General features: G+C 40.9%; 15 protein-coding genes. 12 read left to right on the top strand and 3 right to left on the bottom strand.

From position 1 onward, the window contains the following. Window positions 1-25 precede the first annotated feature (25 nt). Window positions 26-2362, bottom strand: a complete 2337-nt coding sequence (locus KUL10_RS13355; protein WP_233499829.1) for a cytochrome c3 family protein — start codon at window positions 2360-2362, stop codon at window positions 26-28. A 98-nt stretch (window positions 2363-2460) separates the two neighbouring features. Further along, on the bottom strand, window positions 2461-3777 hold the full coding sequence (locus KUL10_RS13350; RefSeq protein WP_233499828.1) for a BNR repeat-containing protein: 1317 nt from the start codon (window positions 3775-3777) through the stop codon (window positions 2461-2463). 611 nt (window positions 3778-4388) lie between these two features. Here KUL10_RS13350 and KUL10_RS13340 point away from each other — a divergent pair. From KUL10_RS13340 to KUL10_RS13325, 4 genes are read left to right on the top strand one after another with little or no spacing between them, the layout of a single operon-like run. Then, a complete protein-coding gene (locus KUL10_RS13340; protein WP_110429432.1) occupies window positions 4389-5306 on the top strand; it encodes a DUF4861 family protein in 918 nt (305 codons plus the stop codon). A gap of 39 nt (window positions 5307-5345) precedes the next feature. Next, window positions 5346-5660 (top strand): L-rhamnose mutarotase, encoded by a 315-nt coding sequence (rhaM, locus tag KUL10_RS13335; RefSeq protein ID WP_110429431.1) that lies wholly within the window; start codon window positions 5346-5348, stop codon window positions 5658-5660. Between the two features lie 12 nt (window positions 5661-5672). Continuing rightward, complete coding sequence (locus KUL10_RS18855; protein WP_233499827.1) at window positions 5673-7832, top strand: hypothetical protein; 2160 nt, start codon at window positions 5673-5675, stop codon at window positions 7830-7832. Between the two features lie 50 nt (window positions 7833-7882). After that, complete coding sequence (locus tag KUL10_RS13325; RefSeq protein ID WP_110429430.1) at window positions 7883-9421, top strand: BNR-4 repeat-containing protein; 1539 nt, start codon at window positions 7883-7885, stop codon at window positions 9419-9421. 77 nt (window positions 9422-9498) lie between these two features. Here the strand turns inward: KUL10_RS13325 and KUL10_RS13320 are convergent, their stop codons facing one another. Beyond that, on the bottom strand, window positions 9499-12369 hold the full coding sequence (locus KUL10_RS13320; RefSeq protein WP_110429429.1) for an alpha-L-rhamnosidase: 2871 nt from the start codon (window positions 12367-12369) through the stop codon (window positions 9499-9501). A gap of 198 nt (window positions 12370-12567) precedes the next feature. Between KUL10_RS13320 and KUL10_RS13315 the strand changes: the two genes are divergently transcribed. The 8 genes from KUL10_RS13315 (at window position 12568) to KUL10_RS13280 (ending at window position 21804) form a co-directional block, all read left to right on the top strand. Beyond that, window positions 12568-13758 (top strand): glycoside hydrolase family 105 protein, encoded by a 1191-nt coding sequence (locus KUL10_RS13315; protein WP_110429428.1) that lies wholly within the window; start codon window positions 12568-12570, stop codon window positions 13756-13758. 52 nt (window positions 13759-13810) lie between these two features. After that, window positions 13811-14971: a hypothetical protein gene (locus KUL10_RS18650; RefSeq protein ID WP_158525390.1), complete on the top strand. Its 1161-nt coding sequence runs from the start codon at window positions 13811-13813 to the stop codon at window positions 14969-14971. An 8-nt stretch (window positions 14972-14979) separates the two neighbouring features. Then, window positions 14980-16485 (top strand): sulfatase, encoded by a 1506-nt coding sequence (locus KUL10_RS13305; protein WP_233499826.1) that lies wholly within the window; start codon window positions 14980-14982, stop codon window positions 16483-16485. 11 nt (window positions 16486-16496) lie between these two features. Continuing rightward, window positions 16497-17066: a gluconate 2-dehydrogenase subunit 3 family protein gene (locus KUL10_RS13300; protein ID WP_110429427.1), complete on the top strand. Its 570-nt coding sequence runs from the start codon at window positions 16497-16499 to the stop codon at window positions 17064-17066. Beyond that, window positions 17066-18763, top strand: coding sequence for a GMC oxidoreductase (locus tag KUL10_RS13295; RefSeq protein ID WP_199509249.1), 1698 nt, complete (start codon window positions 17066-17068; stop codon window positions 18761-18763). Before KUL10_RS13300 ends, KUL10_RS13295 begins: the two co-directional genes overlap by 1 nt. Before the next feature lie 179 nt (window positions 18764-18942). Continuing rightward, on the top strand, window positions 18943-20145 hold the full coding sequence (locus KUL10_RS13290; RefSeq protein ID WP_110429425.1) for an NAD(P) transhydrogenase subunit alpha: 1203 nt from the start codon (window positions 18943-18945) through the stop codon (window positions 20143-20145). Next, window positions 20145-20438: an NAD(P) transhydrogenase subunit alpha gene (locus tag KUL10_RS13285; protein ID WP_110429424.1), complete on the top strand. Its 294-nt coding sequence runs from the start codon at window positions 20145-20147 to the stop codon at window positions 20436-20438. Before KUL10_RS13290 ends, KUL10_RS13285 begins: the two co-directional genes overlap by 1 nt. Continuing rightward, complete coding sequence (locus tag KUL10_RS13280; RefSeq protein WP_110429423.1) at window positions 20428-21804, top strand: NAD(P)(+) transhydrogenase (Re/Si-specific) subunit beta; 1377 nt, start codon at window positions 20428-20430, stop codon at window positions 21802-21804. The genes KUL10_RS13285 and KUL10_RS13280 overlap by 11 nt, the downstream gene beginning before the upstream one ends. Window positions 21805-22058: the final 254 nt, after the last annotated feature.

Raw genomic sequence — 22058 nt, 5'->3', positions numbered from 1 at the left:
AGTATAGTTAGTTTGGCTCATTCATTTATTGACGTTCAAACCAAACAAAATCCTCTCTTGAACCATTTTTTTGAGCTAAGTAAAGTCCAAGTTGCACAAGGTTTTGATTGTCATGCGTGTATTTTGACATTAGCGCTTTCAATTCACGCATTGCCTGTTTAGGTTGCCCTAGCCCATCTAAGGCTAGTATATAGGTATAAGCAAAAATAGAATTGTTAGGCGCAAGCTTCATACTTTTAGCGAATAAAGCAATCGCTTTTTTCAATTCTTTTTGTCGTACTTTATGCAGCCCGTATGCATATGCGACATCAGCAGATTTAGAGTTATTTTGTATACCTTTTTCGAGTATGTCGGCGACAAGTTCCTCTTTAACTTGGGTGCGGTAAATATCAGCCAAATTGACATATGCTGTAGGGAAAAATGGATCAAGCTTAGTCGATGCTTCTAGCTCGCGTTTTGCTTTGTCTTGCTCACCTGTTTGAATCCAAATATTGGATAAATTCACTTTACCTTCTCCGCGCCATGCAGAGTTATCTAACGCTTCAATTAATTCCTCAAATGCTTGTTTAAAGATCTCGGTATCGGTTGTTGCAAGGTTTAATGAGACAAGATGTCTTGCTGCTTCAACACGAATAGCTCTTTTGTTGTCATTCAACAAAGGCGAAAGTAACGACACGCGCTGCGTTTCTGGCACCAAATCGCCCACACGTGCGGCAGCTAATCTAATTAAATCATTAGTGTCAGAAATAAACGCTTCTAGATTACTGGCCAATAGTCCTTCAGTGCTTTGCCTAAGCATTTCAATCGCACTTGCTCTGTTAATCACTTCAATACTATTGTCATATGCAATCAGTAAATGATCTTGTAGGTTTAGGCCTTGCCCATGTCTAAGTTTAAGTAAATTACTACGATTTCTGCTTAATTCGTCGGGCTTTCCATACCAATTTTCTAAAACCGTTGCGGCCCATTTATTGGATTTTTCTTCATGGCAATCCATGCAAGCGTTAGGGGTGTCAAATTTTTCAGAAAGATCGGGGCGAGGAATTTTAAAACTGTGGTCGCGACGTGCATCTACCCCCATATATATTTCATCCGGCATATGGCAATTTACGCATTTTGCTCCTTCAGTATTGATTGGGTGTCGATGATGTTTCGGCGTATCAAAGGTATCTGAAACATGACATTGTAAGCACAAACCGTTGCCTTCCACTTTTAATTTCATAGTATGAGGGTCATGGCAATCTAAGCAGTTCACGCCTTCGTTATACATTTTGCTTTGCAAGAATGAGCCAAATACATAGACCTCTTCTTTAATTTGGCCATCGGCATGGTATGCAGGTGGAGTAATGAATTGTGGACTAAAATTATCCAAAAACGGTGTATTTGCTTTAAAACCGTCAGTGAGTGGTGTCCTGAGTGAATGACACGCAAAACAAGTATCCATAAATGCATTGTCTCGCTTAGCTCCTGTCCACGAGACTGTACTTTTTCCTTCCTGTAATCGCCAATAGCCCGCTTTTTGTTCTTCAACAGAAGTTTGCACCATACTAGATTCTTCTTTTGCGTTCGTTAGGCCGTTACCCTTGACTGGGTGATCACTTCCCCAAGAATCTGGATCGCTTCCATGACATGAGATACAACCCACATTGATCCCACTGAAGCGTGTATCAAAAGTATCTTCAAGTGGCTTATAATTTCGCTCAAGTTCGTCAGAGTGGCAATCTGCGCACATACCATTCCAATTTTGCAAGGGTTGTCGCCAATGCAAACGATCCTGCTGTGTCACCTCATGAGTATATAAGTGATACCATCTTTGTCCCCCCACATTGATAGCACGAGTATCCCAAGCAAAAGGCAGCACATGCAGACGCCCTGCTTTCGTTTCAACTAGGTATTGTTGAAGTGGATCATGTCCAAAGGTGTATTTAACGGTGAACGTTTCTCCTTCGTCATCATCGCTGTCTTTTATCGTTGCCTTGTATTGATTGTCTTGAATAAAAAAGAAAGCCGCTTGCTGAAAATGCTTTGCGCTTCGATTATTAAAATCACCTAATACTGTATTTTTATTGGGCAAACTCATTGCTTTGGCGTGATCTGACATTTGCCAGTGTTTGGTTTGAGACTGATGACATGCAATACAGTCTCGACTGATAAACGTTTGATTGTCATAAGATGCACTAGCTGTTACATCAGTACTCAATGACGAATAGTGCTCTTGTGTAGAAACATGACTATCACTTTGTACCGAAACGCTAAATACAGTGATTAGGCAAATCAAAAAACACTTAATAAATACCCAAGTTTGAAATCGGATATGTTGCTTATAAACTGACTCATCGACATATATGCAGTTAAATAACAAGCGGCATGTTCCTTAAAATGATTGGTAATTAAGCAATAGGACTCCTCTTACAGAAGAATCCTAATATAACACTAAGTATAAGGTGATCACTCTCAATTTTATTTGCTAGAAACCTCATGTAGTAGCATCACAGTTGGCTCAGGGATAAACATGTGGGCCTTGTCTCTGTTGCCAGGTTGACCATAAAACGATAAGTAATAAGCGGTATTATTAGGCCCTAAATCACCCACCCCAGGCAAAACCCTCAGCTCTATAGGAAGTGTGGTAGAAGTAAAAATATTATGGTTGGCTTCTTTTGCAATTTGCTCAATCGGCGTTGGATACAAGCTAGTATTTTCAACTCTCACCGTTTTTAACGTATCAGCGTCCAACACAAATCGAATAATGTCCTCATTTCGTCGCACATTTACACTAATGTGCTGTTCATCGTGTATCGACGGAGCAAATGGCTCAATTGGAAACCTACCCAGTGAACCACCACCACCAAATTCCCATCTAAAATTCTTCCAATCGCTTATTCTTACGGATTTCCAGCTACCAGCCTCTTTGCGAGCAACATACATTTGAGTATTACCATTCTCATCGTATTTGTGGTACGAAATTACCTGACGCTTTTGCTGATCAAAGCCTATTTTAACATTGTTATTTATCATGCCTCCTTTTGGTGGGACCGGATCAACAATTTCAGTGTGCTTTAAGGTCAAAGGTAAACTAATCGGCTGACCATTAGAGTCTTCCCAATTCACTAAATCAGAGCTTTTCGCATATGAAAGACTATGATTTGTAGACGCATCGGGGGTATTTCGCCAGACCCAAATCAGATGAAAATTTCCATCTGGACCATAAATTGGTCCCTCAAAATAGCCGCTCATTTTACCTTCACCATCTAAAAATTGATGTCGATGCAGGCGTGACCACGTTTTACTATCCGTATCATAAATATTGTAAATTTCATTGCCATTGCCACTACCACCGTCGCGGTATTTCATCACTAATTCGTTGTTTTTATTTAACATAAAGACTGGATAAGTCATTCTACGTTCAAGACTTTTGTCGACCATTATGTCAATACGTTCAAGTGAGCGTACATTGAATGGCTCACTCATTCTAAAGTATTCGATCGGGTCCCCATGCATATTACCCGTTACATGAAGATGGCCTGTACTGTCTAGTTCCATCGTCACATAATTATGGCTATCCCATCCTAAATAACTATCTACTTTAAAATAGCGCCAAGGCTTACCAATCACACGATGCGCGATACTCATTTGCCTGTTGGCATCAAAGTATGCGACAAACTGATGCTGCCCTCTTGTCAGTAAATAAGGCTTTATTCTATGCCCAGCCCAAGCAGTATCAATTGCAGCGGAGATAATATTGACTGATTTTTCATCTTTTGCATGTGCTTTACTCACATCCAACACATTTGACGATAGCAGGCAAAACATCGCCCCCAATAACAAACTTTGCAGTTTATTTACTGGGCTTTTTTAGACTTTTTATATATTGAAACCATGCATTTTGTTCCTTACCGATAAAATACTATTGCTTAATTTTCAGAGTTTTTGCCTAAATAACTTCCAACTAGCGCTCAAAACACTGCATTTTTACGTGTTTAATTATTGTTTAAGCATTTAACAAATAACTTACACTAAGTTTGCACATTTAATCACAATAGTGCAATATCAATCAATTATGTACATTGTAGAAAATAAGACTTAAATAAGGGGGGGTAGATATGTATCAAGTGTCAACAGAGCGGAATAGAACATTTCTATTTCATCTAAAAAATATATTCCTTATTAAAATATATTCGCTTTCATTTGTGGCTTTCGGTGTTTTGATAATGCTTGTTTGGCAGGACCCGCAAATCATCTCGGCCAAGGCGACAAAAGCCAAAAAAGTGGAAATTTATGTTCAAAGCAATTCCGAGACGCCAAGTACAAATAGCAAATACATAAGTGAAACGCATTAGTAAAACTCCTGATTAGTAAGCAATTTTTAATTTTTGAAATAAGGGTAAAAAATGAAAAAGACTTTTTATTTATCAACCAAAGCAGTACTTATTGCATTATCAAGCTTAGCCTTAACAGCTTGTAACGATAGTCAACCAAAAACCACAACAGCACCGGATGTTGCATCGGTTCAGGCAGAGCCTAAAGTCATGGCATACGGTCGTTTTGTACCTGAACGCAATGATGATTTTGCATGGGAGAACGATAAAGTTGCATTTCGCGTGTATGGTCCTGCAGCTCCACTAAAAGGCCACTCAAGTGGGGTAGACGCGTGGTTTAAGAAGGTTGATTACTCGATAATTGATAAGTGGTATGCAGGGCATTTGAAGGGTATTTCCTATCATCAAGACCACGGCGAAGGTTATGATCCGTATCATACGGGAATTAGTCGTGGCGTTGGTTCAACTGCTATTTGGATAGATAACACACCTTATGCTGCACACAGTTTTAAGCGCTACACAATCAATGAAAGTGGTGGCAGCAATGTCTCATTTACTTTGGAATATGAATGGTATACACCCTTAGGTATCGTAAAAGAATTGAAAACGATTTCTATGCCACTTGGCACACAGGTCTTCACTGTTGATTCTGTCTTTACCTTAGATGGAGAGCCTGCAGTATTGCCAATTGCAATTGGTGTCGCGACACACGATGAAAAAGCAAAAGTATCTTACAACAAAGAAACAGGCAGAATTTCAGCTTGGGAAGTGATTCATGATTACGGCGTAGGCACAGGTGCATTGCTTGATCCCATGCGAGTTGAAGGGATTAAACACATTCCAAGTGAAGTAAAAGATGAAAGCCATATTTGGATGTTCACGTCGAGTGACACACAAGGAAAGGTAACCTATAAGGCAGGTTTTGCATGGCAAGGCGCCGGCGAAATCACCACTAATGAACAATGGCAAAGTTATTTAGATACGCTCTAAATTTCAACGTATCACTGACTAATATAACGAGTGAAAAACATGGAAAAAATAGCATTTGTGATGACTCTTCTGCCGGGTCACGAAGATGAGTATAAGAAACGTCACGACGAAATTTGGCCGGAGCTAGTAACTGCATTGAAGCAAGCGGGTGTTTCAGATTATTCAATATTTTACGAAAGTTCCTCTCACAAATTATTTGCTGTGCTCAAGCACACAGAGAATCACCAAATGGATCAACTTCCCCTTCAGCCTATCGTTAAAAAATGGTGGGCATTTATGGCTGATATTATGGAGACTCACGAGGATAACTCGCCAATAAGTACTCCTATCACACAAGTATTTCACATGGAATAAGCGCAAAACGATATGAATAATCTAGTATTACCCTCACTCTTTGCCTTGGCTTCATTGTGTTTAACAGGTTTCGTCATTGCCAAAACGCAAAGTTTAAGCACAATAGTCATGGACGCAACTAAAGACTTTCCTGTTATAGATGCCGGTGATGTCCCTTATTACACTGACAGGAAAAACTCGGCGCTAGGAATAGATGCTAGAAGGCTTGAATATCGAAGTCTTTTTGCTAAAGCAGAAACAACGTTTAACGGCGCGAATGGCGTCTATGATCTAACACTTGCGCCTATGACCGAAGAAGATGGTGAGCCACTTTATCGACTGTTACTTAACGGCAAGGTAGTGGGAACATACCGTGCATCCTACATCGGTAAAACGTCTCAGCGTGATCTTACTGCCGAAACACATACTTGGCAAAATATAGCGCTGTCAAAAAATGATATCATCAGTATTGAGTCGAATGCACACACAAATGGCGAAATACCTGAGAATGATGGCACTGCATGGGCTCGTGGTAGGTGGCAGTCGTTGACGATAACGCCGGCTGCAGGCAAATCGCAGCCGCCTAAAGCATTTAGCAAACACAAAGACTTATTAATATCTCAATTTGACTTTCAGCCCGATGCTGATGATGTGCATGCTGTTGCTGCACTTGGATCTATGTTGTTACACCCCGATTTAAAAGGTGTTAATCGAATGGCGGTTAACGGTACAACAGGACTGCAGGAAGGAGCATACATTGACGCTAGAGAGTTAATGTCGCTAGCATTTGGCAGAGAAAACTTGCATTGGGTAGATGCAAAGAAAAACCCTTATGACGCCGTCACCTTAATTAGAGATCGAGTAAAAGCAGTGCTTGCTCAAGGTGGGAATGTTTGGGTTCAAGAGGCCGGACAATCAGATTTTACAGCACGATGGATAGATGCTTTGTTAGTGTCAGGCGTGCACCCCTCTGTGATTAAAAATAATATTATTGTCGTGCAACATAGTGAATGGAACGAAACTAAAACGTCTCCAGATGCACTTGCATTTGTTAAAGATAAAGCAATATATCAAGCCATTACGGACGGAAACAAACCGAAAAAGGTCTACATGCGCAAGAATCGCAGAGGCCCGATGACCCCGATGTATGTCGATGAACATTCAAGGTGGCTTGCAGCAGCAACGTCTGAACTTAATTCAAATGAACAAGCCCGAAAGCTTTGGCAAATGGCGATTAGCACCATCAATAAACATGGCTTTGAAGCAGAATACTCTGTCATTCCCTCTGGTGGTGTCGATTTTTCAGATAATGTTGCGGTTTGGTGGATACTAGGTTTAGGCCAACCTGCTTCATCAGTGCATGCATTTTGGGAACGTTATGTGACTGATGTGCAACTAGATAGAGTAAATGCGCCAGATGGGCGGTTAGCAGTGGTTATTGATGGTAACTCTCCCGATCCTGATGACATTGGCGCGACACCGGTGATGTTTGGCTTGTTGCAACAAGCTGAGCTTTCAGAGCGCTTAGTACACGTTTCACATTCTTGTGACTTAGACCCCTTTCGCAATAAAGGTCGTCAAATAAATGCAGAAGACGAAGCCCGTAGACAGGCTGTATTGCACGAATTAAGTGGCAAAAGTATCGAATTTTTCGGACCGTTTAAGAACCTTCGTAATTACTACAACTGCCGAACAGACCAAGATGCCGCAAGAGATGATTTAGTTGAAGCAATTAATGCATCAACTGCATCTAATCCACTTTGGATAATAGAAGCTGGAGAACCTGACTTGATTGGTTTCGCGCTAGAAAAAGCCTCTGCTAAGGCAAGAAAATTCGTACATGTTGTATCGCATCACCCTGCAAACGATGATAGTGGCGACTATTTTGAGTGGCAGCAAATTTTGGACTTTGGTGTGACTGAGCACCAAATCGGTGATCAAAACCTTTCTCTGCAAACCCCAATAAGCAATTGGGATTGGGCGAAAAACCATGAAAATTCGGGCTATCGATTCATGTGGGAGATGCTTGCCTATGCCGAACAAGATGGTGTAGTGCCGTTTCAGGCAAATAAGTTCGATTGCTCAGACGCAGGAATGGTTTATTGGTGGATAACAGGCGCTGATAATGGTGGAAATAATTTCGCCAATACTTCAGATATCAAAGACATGTTGTTACAAGAAATGAGCAAATAAACGACTAGCCTGATTTCTACATTAGGCTTTTTTATATACGGAATTTAAAAATGCACCATAATCAAAGTTGTACACGCATCGCTAGAGCGTTACGTGTAAATTTATGTACAGGCACTCTAATACTATGTGCCGCTTTCGCAAATGCCAATGTAAGCTTAAAAACTCAAGTGAAAATTGCTGACAATGCATTGCACTTCAACGGCAAAGATTTAAATATCAAGAATCTAAATAGTGCCAATAAGTCACCTGATACTTATGATTTCTTTTTTGGGCGTAATATTTCTGCTCACGGTGACGCAGTCAAGACATATAAGCATTATGTGTTTATGACTTGGTATTTAGGCGGCAAAGAAAACCGTAATGTGATGCTCTCTCGCTACAACACATTAACAGGCGTGGTATCTACAATTAAGTTTCCTCACAAGCATACGGGGTTTCGCGGTGACCCTAATATAGGCGAGTCGCACAACACAATTGGTTTGGCGATAAGTCCACTGAACGGCACTATCCACATGGTTTATGACCTACATGCTTACGATGACAATAATCATGGTGGTAAGTTTAAAGATGACTTTTTTCGTTATTCATACAGCTTAAAAAATGCTGCTGACGCAGAAGATAAAGACTTTACATTAGATCTTTTTGTCAAAGATACAAGCCCTGTTAGTCAGGGTAAAGACGATTATAAACACCTCACAATGACGGGTGACTTAAATGATAGAGCGAATTTTGCTCGCTTGACCTACCCTAAGTTTTTCGAGACAGACGATGGCACCCTTTTGTTATACATGCGCCTTGGCGGCAACAATAATGGTGCTTATGTATTCAACCGTTATGATCAGTTAACTAATACTTGGTCACGATTCACTCACTTTAATTACAATAATCAGATAACAAAAGGAAATGAATACAACTGGGGGCTGTACGGAAGTATGAAATACCTTAACGGTAAACTTCGCGTAGGGTTTCAGCAGCGCTCGAACAATAAAAAAGACAAATTTATTTATCAAAATGGTGTGTATTACGCGTATTCAGACCATCCGCAAGGCTTCGGTGATTGGAAAAATCACAAAGGTGAAACGATGACTTGGCCATTAGTGCATTCTGACGAAATAAAAGTGTTTGAACCTGGTGATTATATTGATCATACCGAAGTGGATTCTGTTCATATCGTACAAGGTTTTGATTGGACAGTAACGGCCAGAGGTGATATTCACATCATGAGTAAAGTTCGCTCGACAAACCGAAAACATCCTGACTATAAAGAAATAAATATTCATTCATACAAGCCTGCTGATGCCAAAGATTTCATTATCTCTACAGACTTTGCTGGTGCGACTGCAATATACACTTCTGGAGATAACATTTACATCATTGGCTTGGACCAAGGCACACCTTTCGTTGAAAAAGCAGTTGGAGGTACCAACAACTTTACTCGAGTATACAAGGCAAAAGGCAAGAAGAAATTTGACCACGGCGTAGTGCATATCACAGGTGGTAAAGCATATTATTTTTTAATGGAGCGGTTACCCGGAGACCTGACGACTTCGCAACCTCTTTATTTACAGATTATTGATTTAGATATTTAAAGCGTCGAACGCCCCTTCAAAAAAGCCCCTTTAATTTAACAAATTTCAGGGGCTTTTTTAGTTTAGTTTATCTCACGCTATTCTTCATACACAATTCGATAATCACCTGCTTGATAGATTTTTACAGGTCTATTTGGTAATTGTACAAGTGCGCTTGTATTGTTTGGTACCGTAAAGTCCCAAGTTACCTTACCACCTTCTCGCTGCCATTGACTTTTAATCTTCCCGTAAGGTGTTGTATAAGACACATCAACCGATTCAAGTCCTTTAACAAAGACAGGCACCAATTCAAAGTCTTGAAAGCCAACACTATCAGATAGCGGACGGACCCCTCCTAACCCCTCGTAAAACCAACCATCATAACCGGAATGAAAGGGGTGGTTGAGTGAAAAACCGGGCGCCTTAGTGCCATCAGGATCTTGCTTGGGATCATAAAACCCCTTTCGCTCCCAAAGGGTTGTTGCATTTAACTCTTCAAACAAATATTGATATCCAGGATATCCCTCTGCCTTAAAGATATTAAATGCAGTATCCGCGAAGCCATAGTCGCTTAATGCTCTATACAAATAGGTTTGTCCAAGTGCACCAACTGATGCATGACCATTCCAATTATTAAGGACATCATCATTGATAGCTTTTGCAATTGCAGAACGCTTCCCAGGTGGCGCGATCTCAAACATAATCGCCATAGCGTTTGCAGTTTGGCTGCTATACGATTGAGTAATCGGGTCAAAGAGTTCTTTGTTAAACTGATTTTTTATTTGTTCAAATAACGCAGTATATAATTTCGCTTGCTGCGGCTTTTGTAATACGTTTGAGATTTTTGCCATCAAATTTGCTGTATGAGCGAACAAAGCAGAACTAGTCACCGTTGGCGATGTATGTTGAGGACTGCATCTTCCGTTAACTCTAGGTGTTCCTGGCACTTTAACAGGATCACACCAATCCCCGTATCCAATGCGCAACAACGAATTATCTAATTTCTTTTGAGCTGCATCCATGTACTCTTGCATACTCTCATATTGCTTACGCAATAGTTGCACATCACCATGATGACGATAATGTTCCCAGGCAATCATAATTTCTGCAGCTGCCCAATCATACTTGTCACCATGGGTGCGTTTACCTGGAACAACAGCTGGTGCAACAAATGTAGCGGTTTTGAAGTCGCCAAGGTATTTGCCCCAAAAATTATCCATATTGTAGTTGTAGTTACCAGTGATGAGAGCAGCATGAGCATCACCCGTCCACCCCGCACGTTCTCGGATAGGACAATCCATAGGGACCGCCATTAAATTACTTTCATAGCCCCACAGTGCCGTCTTATGAATTCGGTTGAGTAACTCATCCGAACTTTTAAACTGACCAGCAACTTTCACACTGCTCCTTAACAGGTGGGCTGAAAAAGCTGATACTGGAGGCTCTTGTTTAAGTCCTCTAATTTCGACATATCTAAAGCCATGCCAAGTAAATGTAGGCGTCCATGTTGTATTGACACTATTGGATTCATTACCCGTTGCAATATAAGTGTCCACTTGCTTCAGTAAAGGTGCGCCCCCACCTGACTTTTGGCTAATATTCCCTGCTTTGTCAACCCACTCAGCATATCTTAGGTGAATACTCTGATTTTCCTCCAATAAAAGCTTACTGAAATCGATAGTTGGGATACCAGTGAAATTTTGCCCAAAATCTAGCACCCACACATTTTCGTCAGGATGAAAAATATTGATTGGTTCAAGCTTTTTTATTGCTTTAATGGGATCGATCAATTGAGGCTCTAAACGCTCTGTTGGCCATGATTGAAGTACTTTCGCATTTTTCCACATGCTTAAAGTGTCAGACTCAGCATTAGTATTCCAGTTTTTTAATGTGCGTCGCGCATCAAACAACTCACCTGAAAACAGCCCCTCTTTGAGCACTGGAGAGGCATGCGTCAACCAATGTTCATTTGACGTAATCACTTGACTACTGCCATCTGTGAATTCAAGTTCCAACTGAGCGATAAATGCTGGCTGACCATAGGCCAATGATCTTGCCTTTGTATTTTTTGGGGAAGCATCAGGATTAGCCCAACGACTGAATGCAATATCTTCTGCATACCAACCACTCCCTAAATGCACCGCAATTGTATTTTGGCCACTATCTACCATTGAATATACATTGTCAGTGTTGTACAAAATGCGCTTGTCATAGTCAGTCTGCCCTGGATCCATTAAGCGTTCATCAACTTTGTCGCCATTTAAAAACACTTCGTAATATCCAGCAGCAGTGCTGTGTAAGCGAGCAGAGCGCAGCTTTTTGTGTTTTGGCACATTAAAGCTATAACGAAACATACTGGCAGTAGGCTGCTGTTTTAGTTGCTCAAGTACTCGTAACTGTGTGGCGCGTTTTGTTTGCGTAAGCTTAGCGTTGCTGTTTTGGTGAATATCTGCAGCAAATAACATCCAATCTTCGATGCCTTCTCCTTCGCTGACAATCGCTTGGTCTTCAACTTGTATCCATTTAGCTTGCCAGTCTTTTTTTTGTAAAAGACCCATTTGCCACGAACTGGGTTCACTCCAAGTCAAAGCCTTGTTCTGATCCTTGCTCCAAACGCGCACTCGCCAATATAAGGTATCGTTGACAGCCAATTCTTTGCCCCGATAGCTGATGTTAACAGAGCGTTTATCTAGTACTTTTCCGCTATCCCAAAAATCAGGCATTCCGTTTTTCAACTGCTCGATACTGCCTGCCACTTGAACTTGATATCCAACTTGTTGAGTGACATTTGCGTGCCATGAAAGACGGGGTGTTTGACTTTGCACGTTATTGGGACGCTCTAATCCCTCGACTAACAGGTTGGTAGGACGCTTAATATTGTCTATCTTTTCATCATGCTTGCTGACTAACATGCATGAATACAAGCAAAGTATAAGAATACTGCCAATACACAATTTGAGCTTGTTCATTATTTTGTAATTCTTTTGTTATTGATTTGTTCAAACATTAACAGAAATAATATCGTGGATGAAGATTTTTTGACACTTTTTGATCTATTATGATTAAATATGATTTTATTTTACTTAACAAACGTGTAACATCTAACAATCTTAAAAATCGGTGAATAACAGAATTGTCAGCCCAAACCTTTCGGTTAAAGGATAGTCATGAATACTAAATGCGCCCTATTTGTAATAGCGCTTTGCGGCATCTTTGCTATTACAAGTTGTTCGAGCGTAGTCAAATCAGAGCGAGCAGCAGAACAGACTTCATCACAAATTCAAACGACAGCATTTGATATTGGTTCAAAGGTTGCAAATTGGCAAATTGAACACTTAGACAACTTTGATTATCTTGAACCGAGATACCGAAAAGGAACCGCCGAACCGAGAAATTGGATTCAGGCTAGCTTTTATATCGGTCTAACTAAGTGGACTGAGACTGTTTCAGATTCAAAACTTCTAAATCATATTAAAGAAGTTGCCGAATCCGTAGACTACAGTTTTAGAACTAAACGAGACCGCCATGCCGATGACCACGCAATAGGTCAAACATATTTATGGTTAGCAGAACAAACTGGCAATCCTAAAACCTATGAATTCACTCAAAAAGAATTCGATAGAATTTTAGCGACCCCCTCATACGTTGATTTAGAACTAAAAGAAGTGACACCAAAAATCTGGGGTTATGAAGGTCCTTGTCAAGATCGCTGGTGTTGGGCAGACGCCTTATTTATGGCGCCTCGCACATGGTTAAAACTCAGCAATGTCACCGGTAACGATAAGTATTTTAAATTTGCTGATCAAGAGTTTTGGGCAACTGCCCAATACTTATTTTCAGACGAATATGGCTTGTTTTACCGAGACAGTCGTTATTTTGATTCTAAAAGTGACAATGGAAAACCGGTATTTTGGAGTCGCGGAAATGGATGGGTGTTTGCCGCGCTCCCCCTTATCATTGATGATTTACCTCAACACCACCCTTCTAGAGAACGCTACCTGACGCTATATAAGAAAAATGCAGCGGGTCTACAGCGCCTCCAAAATGACAATGGCTATTGGCCTGCATCTCTTCTTGATCCCGATAAAGTCAAATCACCAGAAATGAGCGGTACGGCCTTTATTACGTTTGGTCTCGCGTGGGGGGTTAACAATGGTGTGTTGAAAGATAAAAAGTATAAAGAAACCGTATTGAAAGGGTGGAAGGCGATAGAGCAAGGCATATCTGAAAATGGACGTGTTAATTATGTGCAACAAGTTGGAAAGTCGCCTGATCCTGTTAAAAAAGAAGATACTCAATTGTATGGTGTTGGCGCTGTCTTACTCGCGGCTTCAGAAATGACTAAATGGGCACAATGATATGGTCTTTTGCAGTCAACAAACCGTCTACTGTAAATTAATGGCCGAATGTATGTTCGCTCTTGTAACGCTTGTATTGGCTTTTCTGTCTTGGTCTAGTCACGCATCAAACAAAGCGTTTAAAGAAACCAATGGCATAGTAGTGGTAGAAGCAGAAAGTTTTGCAAGTCAACATAAAGACACTCTGCGCCGTTGGTTTATTATTGATAACGATAGCCAAGCCCTCCCCTATGCAGATTCGGACTTACCGCACGTTGGGAATGCGAGTGCCAATGCATACATTGAAATATTGCCCGACACACGCACAAATCATTTTGAACCGATCGTTCGGCAGGAAAACTTCAGTAATGTGCCCGGACAGGTCGCGATTTTATCTTACCCAGTCTACTTTGAAACACCTGGTACTTATATTGTTTGGGCGAGAGCATATAGTTCTGGAAGTGAGGACAATGGTGTTCATTTTGGCATAAACAACACTTGGCCCGTGAGTGCTCAAAGACTGCAACTTTGTAACGGAAAACACAAGTGGACATGGTCATCAGCCCAAAGGGTCAAACATAATCATTGTGGAACACCCAAAACCGTCACGCTTGAAGTGAAAAACGCAGGTGTTCATAACATTATGGTATCCATGCGCGAAGATGGTTTCGAACTTGATAAATTCATTTTAACCACTGATAAAAATTATGTACCTGAAGACAAGGCTGAAAATGAGACCTTAAGCGACAAACCCGAGCTTACGGTGAAAGATAGTCTTTTGGGGATAAATGAATATTCAAGAATTTTTTATGCTACGTCAGATTTTCACCTCTCTGACAAAAGTGAAATTCCACTCTACTCTGTCCCCGAACAACAAGCGCTGGCGATAGATACTAGTAACGTTAATCACCACAATTCTTTTGCTTGGGCGCAAGTAAAGGTGGATAAGCGAGATGTTGGAAACAGGAAAATTACCCTAGTAACGCTTGGTCAAAAAAACATGATATCTCGCTTTAAAGTGTTATTAAATGATCAAGAAATCGCAATCATTACCACAGAAAAAAGTAGTCAAGACATGCAGGAATTATACTTTGAAATAGGCAAGGTCAAATTGCAAAAGGGTGATGTATTAAGCGTTGCATCAATGGCCGTTGTGGATTCAAAGCAAGCTAATGAGACATCTCCCAAGGTCGGTGGATTGTGGCGTGCGCTAGTACTAAGTCGAGCCAGGTAAAATATAACATGACAATCAAAGAACAAATAAAAAGCCAATTCATGAAACGCGTACAAAATACCTTTAAAGCAACAGCTGTCATATTGGTTTGCACGTTGATGCTCAGTGCATGCCAAATTAAAGATGAAGATATAGTTGAAAAGTCCAAATCTCAACAACCAACATCTGCTTCACCCAACATTTTATTCATCTTGTCAGATGATCATCGTTGGGACTTGATTGGCAACACTCATCCTATAATAAAGACGCCCAATATAGATGAGCTAGCGAATAAGGGCACCGTATTTAATAATGCATTTGTGACCACGCCAATTTGTGCCGCAAGCAGAGTAAGTATTTTAACAGGCTTAACCGAGCGTACGCATGACTTTACCTTTGGTCGACCTAAAACAGGTAAACTCGAATCAGCAAATATGTATCCAAACATTATCAAACAAGCAGGGTACCGAACCGCTTTTGTGGGTAAATATGAGATTGGCATTTCAGGGGACAATAATGAAAGGTTTGATTTCTTCAGGCCCCTTCTTCAATCAAAAACAGAAGTTTACAATGGTGAGGAACTACCACAAACGTACTACATAGCGGCGCTTGCAAAAGAGTTTATTGAGCAATCAAAGCAATCAACTCAGCCTTGGGCAATGGCCGTTAATTTTTGGGACCCTCATGCACACGATAGAGATACAGTGGATCAATATCACTACCCCGATGAATTTGAAAATATGTACGAGGATGTCACCATTCCGCCAGCCAAACTATCAGACGATGCGAGCTTTGAAGCACTTCCTGATTTTTTAAAAACATCGATTGGACGAGTGAGATGGGAGTATCGTTACTCGTCCCCCGAAATGTACCAAAAAATGGTAAAGCGCTACTACCGAGCAATCAGTGGTGTCGACAAAGCCATCGGCATGATTTATGACAAGCTCGAGCAATTGGGCATGGCAGACAACACCATCGTTATATATATGAGCGACAATGGTTATAACGTCAATGAACGTCAACTAGCGGGTAAATGGTTTGGTTGGGAAGAAGACTTGAGAGTTCCTCTCATTATATATGATCCTCGAGTAAAGTCTTCACACGGCAAAAAAATCGAAAAAATTGTTCTTAACATTGATATTCCCTCAACAATCGTTGATTTAGCTGGTTTAACGCCCCCCGCAAGTTATCAAGGAAATAGCCTTGTGCCTCTTATTCAAAATAAAAAAGATATTGATTGGCGGGATGAATTCTTTTTCGAACATATGTATCAGCCTAAACGAGTGTCTATCCCACCAACCGTTGGATTGCGGACAGAACGTTGGAAGTATGTGGACTTTTATAAAAATGACTATCAACAGCTATACGATTTAATAGACGATCCAGAAGAAACGGTTAATTTAATTGAAAGCGAAGCACATAAATCGGTCAGAATTAAACTGGATAAAAGAGTTGACCACTATATTGAAAAATATGAACAACAAAGAAGCGAAGAAGTAAAAAATCGTGATGCATTTATCAACGTCCGACCATAGGAGCTAGCATTATGCACAGAAGAGATATACTCAAATATGCCACTGCATTGACCGGAGCAGCAATGCTATCTCCCCTTACAAGTTCATTGTTACATGCATCTGTTAAAGATGTCGCAGGAAAAAGTACTTTAAATAGTGCGCCTATGTTTTTCAGTAAGGATGTATTTGTGCAGCTTGTTCAGATAATGGATACCATTTTACCGCGCACTGATACGCCCTCCGCGTCAGATGTCAATGTACCTATTATTATGGATAACATGTTTGATAAGGTTTTTAAGGCGGACTACAAGGATAAATTCCTTAACAGATTCAATACTTTGCAAAACCATTTAAGTGAACACGGCTTTGCTAGCGCCACAGACGACGAAAAACTCAGTATTATCAAAAAAATAGAATCTAGGTCGATCGATAGAGCAGATCCTGTATATCGCGCTTACATCGACTTAAAACAACAAACAGTTTCTTACTACTTAGCAACTGAAGAAGTAGCAGAAAAACATTTAAACTACCTTCCTATTCCCATTCAATACATCCCTCGTATTAGTTTGAAAGATGTGGGCGGTAAGGCTTGGGCAGAATAATTATGAATACAAAGTTTGACGCCATTGTTATTGGTTCTGGTATCTCAGGTGGTTACAGCGCCATGGAACTTTGCAAAAAAGGTTATAAAACACTGATGCTAGAACGCGGTCGTATGGTTAAGCATGGCGACTATCCAACCGCCCATATGGATAAATGGGATTTGCCTAATCAAAATAACGTGAGTCTTGCGGAAAAAGAGAAGCACTACTTTAAGCAAGATAAACTCGCTTGGTGGGTAAAGGAAGATGTTAAACCCTTTATCAATAAGGATGACGAATACCCGTACGATGAAGTTGAACCGTTTGCTTGGATTCGCGGGCATCACGTGGGTGGCCGTTCTGTTATGTGGGGAAGACATTGTCCAAGGTGGAGCGACATTGACTTTGAAGCGAATAAAAAAGAAGGTATTGCGGTAGATTGGCCTATTCGCTACGCAGATATTGAATCTTGGTATGATTATGTCGAAACGTTCGTGGGCATTGCGGGCCAAGCTGAAGGACTAAAACAAGCGCCTGATGGGAAATTTATCGCTCCCTTCCCACTTAATGCCGCAGAAACCAAATTACGAGAAGCAGTTAGAAAAAAGTACCCAAATCGTGTCGTCACACCATGCAGAACTGCAAACTTAAGTGAATACAAACCAGATGTTCATTTAGGCACGCGCGGCCAGTGCATGGCTAGAAACCGATGTAAACGGGGATGTCCATTTGGCGCATATTTTAGCACTCAGTCTGCCACACTACCAGTTGCCCAAGATACCGGAAACCTAACGTTAAAGTCAGATGCTATCGTGATGGAGATCATTTACGACAGCGAACTCAAAAGAGCAAGCGGTGTTAAGGTAAAAGATGCTAATACTGGCAACGTCACAATTTATAACGCGCGCATTATATTTTGCAATGCAAGTACAGTTGGCACCGCAGCGATACTGCTAAATAGCCGTTCAGAGGCGTTCCCTAATGGATTGGGAAACAGCAGCGGTGAATTAGGTCATAATATAATGGATCACCATTACCGTATGGGTGCGTCTGGCACCCTAGAGGGACTCGAAGACGAGTACTACAAAGGCCGAAGACCGAAAGGATTTTTTATACCACCGTTCACTAATATTGATGACGATACTCGCGAAAAAGGCTACCTCCGGAATTTTAGTTACCAAGGAGGGGCAAGCCGCGCCACAAATATTCCTGAAGGTATAGTTGGAGCGGAGTTGAAAAACGAAATACTCAAGCCCGGCACTTGGCGAATAAACATGGAATGTTTCGGTGAAATCCTTCCCTATCACGATAACAAAATGTTCTTGAACTTTGATAAACGAGATAAGCATGGTATGCCAATTATTACGTTTGACGCCAAGATTCGTGAAAATGAAATTAAAATGCGTGAACATGCTGTTAAATGCGCTGTTGAAATGCTTGAAGCCGCGGGTTGTAAAAATATACGAGAGCGCAACCTTTTATCAGAATCGGCTATTGGTGCATGTATTCACGAGATGGGCACAGCAAGAATGGGACATGATCCTAAAACAAGTGTGTTGAATAAGTGGAATCAAATGCACGATGTTCCAAATGTGTTTGTTACCGATGGCGCTTGTATGACAAGTGCAGGAACGCAGAACCCAAGCCTCACCTATATGGCACTTTCGGCACGTGCTGTTGATTACGCTGACAAACAAATTAAAGCAAATAAATTATAAAAGGAGAAGCAAAACGGGAGTATTGAGTTAACACACATCACAAATACACCACTTTTAAAGAAACACTAAAAGAGGTATCAAAAGATACCCAACACAACAAATAAATAATGACGACAGAAAATGAGAGCAGTCCAACATTGGACTTGCATTGCTTGAAACCTTAAAACAAGGGAATTTATATGAGTAAACTCATATTCGTCAAAGAACAAGGTTTGCCAGAACAACGCTGCGCAATCCTACCTCAAAATGTAAAAAGTTATATTAGGTTAGGCGCTAAAATTGCGGTCGAATCTGGTATCGGTGCATCTATTTTTATAGAAGACCAAGAATATGTAGATGCTGGAGCAACCGTATTTTCTGGCGAAAAATCTGAAATGCAATTAGCATTTAGTGACGCCGACGCGATATTGTCAGTTGCGATGCTCGACGAAACTAAACTTCCTTTGCTCAATCCTGATGTCACCACTATTAGCTTTTTTGACCCCTTTAAACACAATAAAAGAGTAAATGAGTACATTTCACATAAAGTCTCAAGTGTGAGTATGGAGATGATCCCACGCTCTAGTAGATGCCAGAAAATGGATGCCTTAAGTTCCCAAGCTAGCCTTGCGGGTTACGTAATGGCATTGCAAGCCATGTCAGCATTAAACAAGTCGCTGCCCATGATGATGACGCCGGCAGGCACTTTAAAACCCGCTAAAGTATTTGTAATCGGTGCAGGTGTTGCAGGTTTACAAGCAATCGCTACCTTCAAGAGAATGGGCGCAAATGTAATTGCTTATGACACACGTCCAGAGGTTTCACAGCAAGTTGAGTCTTTAGGTGCCAAATTCCTAAACATAGATTTGGGTGAAACAGGTTCAACCGAGCAAGGGTACGCAAAAGCATTAACATCTGAACAACTAGCAAAACAGCAAAGCGCGCAAGCAACGTGCATCGCAGACTCTGATATTGTCGTTACGACCGCTCAGCTATTTGGAAGAACACCTCCTGTGTTAATTAAAAATGATGTACTTTCTCAAATGAAGCCAGGATCTGTTGTTGTCGATATGGCCGCACAAGATGGTGGAAATGTAGAAGCTTCTGTTGCCAACCAAACAATTATGTACGGAGGCATCAAAATAATTGGCACGGGTGATTGGGCCTCACAAGTTGGGCGCGACGCCAGTCAAATGTATGCCAATAACTTACAGGCCTTGATTGAAGATATTTGGTCTGAAGAGGATAAATGCTTGAAGGTGGATGAACAAGATGAAGTACTTGCTCAAGCACTAATCACGCACAAAGGGCAACTTATTAATCCAATCATTAAATCGCAATACAGCGCAAAGGAAGACTTACCTAAGCAAACCTTACACGAGCAAAGCAAGGAGCATGCATAATGTCATTTATTTACTTATCAATGATTCTCATTTTATCTATCTTTTTGGGCTTTGAACTAATTAGAAAAGTGCCTGCAACCCTCCACACGCCCCTTATGTCTGGCGCAAATGCAGTATCCGGTATTACCTTAGTTGGCGCAATCGTCTTTGCCGGCAACGATAACAATTTATGGGCTCAAGTTCTGGGCACAACAGCAGTTTTCCTTGCTGCAATTAATGTAGTCGGTGGCTACTTGGTAACCGATCGTATGCTGTCAAAGTTCAAAACCAAGGAGAAGCAAAATGCAAAATGAATTTATCATCAATGGCGTATACGTGCTCAGCGCTGTCATGTTTATCTTAGGTTTAAAGCTTTTAAGTCACCCTAGTACTGCTCGAAAAGGCAACTTAACCTCTGCAACAGGGATGCTACTTGCTATTGTAATCACACTCATTGACCAAAATATTATTGGCTATGAATGGATTGCAGTTGGTTTAGTTGCGGGCGCAGTAGTAGGTGCAGTCGTTGCGAAACGAGTTGAATTTACTTCCATGCCAGAATTAGTATCACTATTGAATGGCATTGGCGGCCTTTCTAGCCTCGTGGTATCGGTTGCGATGTTGGTCACTGTAGAAGTTGATTTAAGTATTGTGATGTTATTGTTAATTGCGATCTTAATTGGCTCAGTAACATTTTCAGGAAGCTTTATAGCATGGTCAAAACTAAGTGGAAATTTAAGTACCATCATTAAGGGCCGCCCAATGGTATTTAAAGGCCAAGCTTTTGTTAATATGATAATTATTTTCGCAATATTGGCGTTTGGCATACTCTTAGCTATCACTCCGTCTAATCCTCATTTTTTACATGCATTTTTAGCGTTAAGTGTGATCTTCGGTATCATGTTGGTTATTCCGATAGGCGGTGCTGACATGCCAGTGGTTATATCTCTTCTCAATAGTTATTCGGGCTTAGCTGCCTGTGGCGCTGGCTTAGCATTAGACAATAACCTACTGATTGTCGCGGGCGCTTTAGTAGGTGCAAGTGGGATAATTTTGACTAGCGTGATGTGCAAGGCGATGAATCGTTCATTATCAAACGTCTTATTCTCCGGCTTTCAAACCGTAAGCACTCAAGAGATGAAGATTGAAGGGGAAGTAAAAAGCATATCCAGTGAAGATGCATATTATGTGTTTGAAGCGGCTCAGTCTGTTCTGATTATTCCAGGGTATGGTATGGCAGTGGCACAAGCTCAACATGCAATGAAAGAACTTCAAACTCTACTGGAAGAAAATGGTGCTGAAGTTGTTTATGGCATTCACCCAGTCGCTGGGAGAATGCCCGGACACATGAATGTCTTATTAGCAGAAGCTGATGTTCCGTATGAACTTTTATTAGAAATGGATGAAGTCAACCCTAGAATGGAAAGCTATGACCTAGCGGTAGTGATTGGTGCCAATGACGTGGTTAATCCAGCTGCACGAGAAATGAAGGGCTCTCCGATCTATGGTATGCCGGTCATCAATGCGGACCTAGCCAAAAATGTCTTTGTGCTTAAGCGCGGTATGGCCTCTGGATTTGCGGGAATAGACAACCCTCTTTTCTTTAAAGAAAATACTCGGATGGTATTTGGTGATGCCAAGGACACTTTGAATTCAGTGATCAGACAGTTTTCTGACTAACGCATTGTTCGTTCTAGATTCTCGTTTTTTATCGCACTTCTTATTTTATTTAAAAGAAGTGCTCTTTGCTAAGGCTACTCTGGTCAAAATCTAGCAAAGATAACGAAACATCTGATACAGCACTAGGCTGCAGCAGTGCGGATTTCTTATCAATACACAGCGCCAACGCTTGATTAATTTACATCACACAAACAAACATGTAACATCATAAACAGTCAAAAAACGTCAAAATAAAGCTAATATGCAAAACAATC

It is taken from the genome of Glaciecola sp. KUL10 (assembly GCF_003203515.1).
In the GTDB taxonomy this organism is placed as follows: Bacteria; Pseudomonadota; Gammaproteobacteria; order Enterobacterales; family Alteromonadaceae; genus Glaciecola.
This window is presented reverse-complemented; position numbering and strand designations above follow the sequence as displayed.